We start from the raw sequence: 2,310 nt of genomic DNA, 5'->3' as shown, positions 1-2,310 counted from the left end.
CGGCTTATAGGGGCGAGCCGGGATGATAACGGTGCCGTAGTGCGCCGCCAACGCCTGGTAACTGTCATTGATGACGGGTTCATAGCGATCGGCCTTTTTCACCGCGCTTTTGAGGTTATCGGGGACCAGCAGCTTCGGTACACCGCCCAGGAAGGTCAGACAGCGGCTGTTGGCGTTCAGCCAGGACATCATATCTTGACCTTCACAGGCCTCCACGTAGGTGTAGTTAGACGCCCCCATCACGGCCACGAAGATGGCCACACGGCGAACCTCGCCGGTATCCGGGTTGATGACGGGAACCGTCGGACCGCAGAAGTCGATAAAGAGCTTTTCACCGGCACGGTGCTCCTGACGCATTGAGAGGCGCCGTGTCTTTTTCCACTCCCGGTAGCAGCGGCAGAAGTGGGAGTACCCCATCGCCAGTTCCCCGGCCTGAGCCTTGTACTCCATCCATAGCAGTTGCCGCGTCACGCCGGGTTTTCTCATCTCGGTATCGAAGTGAAGCAGATCCGGCATGACCCGCTCTGATGCAGGTATGCCTTTGGCCGGGAAGATGAGTTTTTCAAGGCCATCGTGGGATATCGTTTCAGGAAGGGGCCATGGCAGAGATGTGGCTTTAAAGCGGGCGAGAACTTCAAAAACCGTCGAGGCACTGATTTTCATCGTCAGCCCGATACAACGGTTGGTCAGCTTCTGGTCGAACTTGAGCTGAAGGATCTTGAAACAGGTTTCCATAGGGCTCCTGGCTTTTCTCTAATGAGATGGTCACCCCCTCCTTGTGTGCGGTACGCTGGCTGGGTGTTTTATTTCAGAGGAAACCAACATGAAAAACGTTACGCTTATTGGTATCGATCTCGGTAAACACTCCTTCCACGTACACTGTCAGGACGAAATGGGTAATGCCCTTCTGCGCAAAAAGTTTACCCGAACCAGACTGATGGAGTTTTTAGCCAGTTGCCAATCAGCGACTGTTGTGATGGAAGCCTGTGCGGGAGCCCATTTTATGGCGCGTCGGATTGCTGATTTAGGTCATGAGGCAAAGCTGATTTCTCCACAGTTCGTCCGCCCTTTCGTTAAGAGCAACAAAAACGATTTTGTCGATGCTGAGGCTATCTGCGAGGCGGCTTCCCGCCCCTCAATGCGCTTTGTTTCACCCAGAACTGAAGACCAGCAGGCAATGTCTGCACTGCATCGGGTCAGAGATTCACTGATACGCCAACGCGTTAAAACCACCAATCAGATGCACGCATTTTTGCTGGAGTTCGGCATCAGCATGCCGCGCGGTATTGCCGTAATTCGGCGTCTGGCCGCCGTGCTGGAAGAAAATGACTTCCCGCCTTACCTGGTAAGGGTTCTGAACAGGCTCCACAGCCAGTATATTTACCTTTGCGGGGAAATTGATGAAATCGATATGGAACTGAAAACCCACCTTGCGGAGGATGAAACCGCACAGCGACTGCTGACCATTCCCGGCGTCGGACCGGTAACAGCAAGCCTGTTAGCCGCACGACTGGGTGACGGGAAAAACTATGCCAGCAGCCGTGACTTTGCGGCGTCAACCGGGCTGGTTCCCCGCCAGTACAGTACAGGTGGAAAAACGACACTGATGGGCATCAGCAAGCGAGGTGATAAGAATCTGCGGCGGCTGCTGGTGCAGTGTGCACGCGTGTTTATGCTGCGGCTGGAGAACAACCCAGGGCGTCTGGCAGAGTGGGTTAAAAAGCAGCTTGCCAGCCATCACTCTAACGTAGTGGCGTGCGCGCTGGCAAACAAACTGGCACGTATAGCCTGGGCGGTTACGGCACATCAGGCGGCGTTCAGCAAATAAAAGAGCCAACGAAAAACTCTTCAGCTCAGTGAGTTAACACATTACTTTCTGGTTTTGCGACGACAGATAATTGATGACATGAACGGCATATCGGCCTGCTGATGAACCTGATCCAAAAAGTGGCTCTATGAAGCCGACTCTCTTTTAAGGTTCGGCAGGCGCGAAACTCATCGTGGCGCGAGCATGAATACTCACTAGACGCCGAATAGATTTACGCAAGCCCATCATAAATCAAAATCTGTGTTGCAAAAACGGGGGTGACCATAGATTTTTGGACATCGATGCCTCCATTGGCGTAAAAATCAGCCATGGAGACAGTGTAAGAAAGAGTTAATTCCCGGAGTGATCGGCAGGATGCCAAACCCTGATCGGAGGCATGCCAAACCGTGATCGATTGTGATGCCAAATCGCGATCGGAGATGCATGCCAAATCATGATCGATTCGAATGCCAAACAGTGATCGATTCAGACGCCATTTTGCA

General features: G+C 53.0%; 3 protein-coding genes. 1 reads left to right on the top strand and 2 read right to left on the bottom strand.

Translation table 11 applies throughout. From position 1 onward, the window contains the following. On the bottom strand, positions 1-735 hold a 735-nt coding region (gene istA / locus ACMV5H_RS25360), incomplete at its 3' end, for an IS21 family transposase (RefSeq protein WP_414822780.1). An 88-nt stretch (positions 736-823) separates the two neighbouring features. Between istA and ACMV5H_RS25355 the strand changes: the two genes are divergently transcribed. Continuing rightward, positions 824-1,828, top strand: a complete 1,005-nt coding sequence (locus ACMV5H_RS25355) for an IS110 family transposase (protein WP_037383137.1) — start codon at positions 824-826, stop codon at positions 1,826-1,828. Between the two features lie 211 nt (positions 1,829-2,039). Here ACMV5H_RS25355 and ACMV5H_RS25350 read toward each other — a convergent pair. After that, a partial coding sequence (locus ACMV5H_RS25350) for a hypothetical protein (RefSeq protein ID WP_414822779.1) occupies positions 2,040-2,310 on the bottom strand: 271 nt, incomplete at its 5' end.

Origin of the sequence: Serratia sp. N21D137 (assembly GCF_047530005.1) — a bacterium.
In the GTDB taxonomy this organism is placed as follows: domain Bacteria; phylum Pseudomonadota; class Gammaproteobacteria; order Enterobacterales; family Enterobacteriaceae; genus Chania; species Chania fonticola_B.
Note: the sequence above shows the minus strand (reverse complement) of the source record. Positions and strands in the feature narration are given on the sequence as shown.